The 2,171-nt window shown below is 66.1% G+C and carries 2 protein-coding genes and 1 pseudogene; all 3 read left to right on the forward strand.

The window, feature by feature from the left end; all coding sequences use genetic code 11:
• Positions 1–126 precede the first annotated feature (126 nt).
• Positions 127–1,068 (forward strand): annotated as a pseudogene (locus tag ACO1BU_RS36995) (IS110 family RNA-guided transposase); the annotation flags it as partial.
• A 416-nt stretch (positions 1,069–1,484) separates the two neighbouring features.
• Positions 1,485–1,697, forward strand: coding sequence for an antitoxin MazE family protein (locus ACO1BU_RS37000; RefSeq protein WP_424140847.1), 213 nt, complete (start codon positions 1,485–1,487; stop codon positions 1,695–1,697).
• Positions 1,688–2,017 carry a type II toxin-antitoxin system PemK/MazF family toxin gene (locus ACO1BU_RS37005; protein WP_424140848.1) on the forward strand — a complete coding sequence of 110 codons (330 nt, stop codon included), beginning with the start codon at positions 1,688–1,690 and terminating at the stop codon, positions 2,015–2,017. Before ACO1BU_RS37000 ends, ACO1BU_RS37005 begins: the two co-directional genes overlap by 10 nt.
• Positions 2,018–2,171 lie beyond the last annotated feature (154 nt).

A 2,171-nucleotide genomic window follows, 5' to 3' on the forward strand; every position in this document is an offset into this window, starting at 1 on the left:
AGACCCTTGTCAGGATCGCGCCTCACCGCCGTGGTCCCCCCGGCCGGGCTACGCCCGACCTACGGGACCACGGCGGCGATTCTCATCCTGATCGCCGGGCCGTTCTCATCCTGATTGCCGCGCAGCAGGCGGCTGCACCGGGACGGGGTGGTCAAGCTGGCGGCGGGGCTGCCGGGCTGCGTGGTGGCGATGGAGGCGTGCTGCGGGGCGCACCACCTGGGCCGAAGGCTGCGCGAGGCGGGGCACGAGGTGCGGCTGATGTCGCCCGAATACGTGCGGCCCTATGTGAAGTCGCAGAAGAACGACGAGCGGGACGCGGAGGCGATCGCCGAGGCGGCGACCCGGCCGACCATGCGCTTCGTCGAACTCAAGAGCGAGACGCAGCTCAACATGCAGAGCCTGCACCGAGCCCGCGACCGGCTGGTGGGAGAACGGACAGCGTTGATCAACCAGCTGCGCGCCATTCTGCTCGAGCGCGGCATCACGGTGCCCCAGGGACGGCGCAAGCTGGAGGTCTATCTCGAGGCCCTTCTGGCCGAAGAGCAGGTCCCACTCAGCCCGCGGACGCGGCTGTTGGTCGAGGACCAGCGGGCGGAATGGCGCGAGCTGGACCGGCGCATCCAGGCCTTTGACGATGAGTTCGCGGCCGAGGCCCGGACCGACGAGGCCGCCCGGCTGCTGACCACCATCCCCGGCATTGGGCCGCTGAACGCGACCGCCCTGGTCGCGGCGATCGGGCGGGCGGAGACCTTCGGGCGAGGACGAGACCTGGCCGTCTGGCTGGGGCTGGTGCCGAGGCAGGTGACGACGGGTGGCAAGCCAAAGCTGTTGGGGATCAGCAAAAGGGGCAACGTCTACCTGCGCAAGATGCTGATCCACGGCGCACGGGCCGCACTCAAGATGACGTCCAAGACGGACACAGCGCTGGGCCAGTGGCTGCGCGGCCTGCTGCAGCGGTCGCACAAGAACACCGTGGTCGTGGCGCTCGCGGCCAAGCTGGCCCGGATCATCTGCGCGGTGCTGCGCAGCGGGCAGAAATTCAAGATGACGGCTGCGGCGGTGTCGTAGCCAGAGGATCAGCCGTTCGCGCTCACCCGGCGCGCACGGCTGGATGAGGTCTGCGGGTGGTGGAAGCGAGATGGCCCGACAGTCGACCGGTGTTCTGGAACCCTGTGCCGTTCAATGGCGCTCGACGCCGATGTGCCTTAGGAGGACCAGAATGCGCGGCTCTCCATCTTGGCCGGGGCATTGCCCCGAGACCGGATACGTTGACGTAGACTGATCAGACTGCTCGCAAAAAGCACTTGCAGACGGGGCGGGCCATACGTTGAACGGCAAGCTGCGCTCTCCTGGAGGATGACGGGCCGTCGACCCTCAGGAACCTAACCTAGCCAGACCGCCAAGCCGACCCGTGCAACACTGTGGTTTCATGGTTGAAAATGACCCTCCAATCGGTTACATGTAACTTGGTTTAGGAGGTCACCATGTCTGCCGTCCGGTCATCACGTGACAAGGTCCGCCGCCATCGCGACCGCTTGCGAGAGCAGGGATTGCGCCCGGTCCAGATCTGGCTGCCGGATACACGGTCCCAGGCCTTTGCGAAGGAAGCCCGGCGGCAGTCGGCGGCCGTTGCCGCGAGTGAGCACGCCAAAGAAGATCAGGCGTTCGTGGACGCCATCTCGGCTGAGTGGCATTGAAGCGCGGCGAAGTGTGGACTGTCTCAGGCGGGGTCTACGCGAGCAAACCTCGCCCGTCGGTGATCCTTCAGTCCGATCAGTTCAGCGAGGCGGCCTCGGTGACATTGGTGCCTTGCACGACCGATCCGACCGAGGCTCCTCTGTTCCGGCTGGTCTTGGAGCCTGATGTTGACAATGGGTTACGGTCAGCTTGCCGCCTGATGGTGGACAAGATCACGACCGTGCCGAAGGCGAACCTCGGGCAGCGCATCGGGCAACTGAGCGATGACGATCTCACTCGGCTGAACCGCGCTGCAGTCGTTTTTCTCGGCCTTGCCTGACACTGCCCTGAAATGCCCGGTTCTTGGGGATCTGTCAGAGATCGCGCCAGGGGTGGCCGGATTGGCGAGCGGGGGCAGGCGCGGATAGGCTCGTGACGGGTTGTTGGATGGCTGGGAGCCTGGGATGGAGTGCGTGGACTGCGGTTCGGCGCAG

This window comes from Roseomonas chloroacetimidivorans (assembly GCF_049629625.1).
Classification (GTDB): Bacteria; Pseudomonadota; Alphaproteobacteria; order Acetobacterales; family Acetobacteraceae; genus Roseomonas; species Roseomonas chloroacetimidivorans.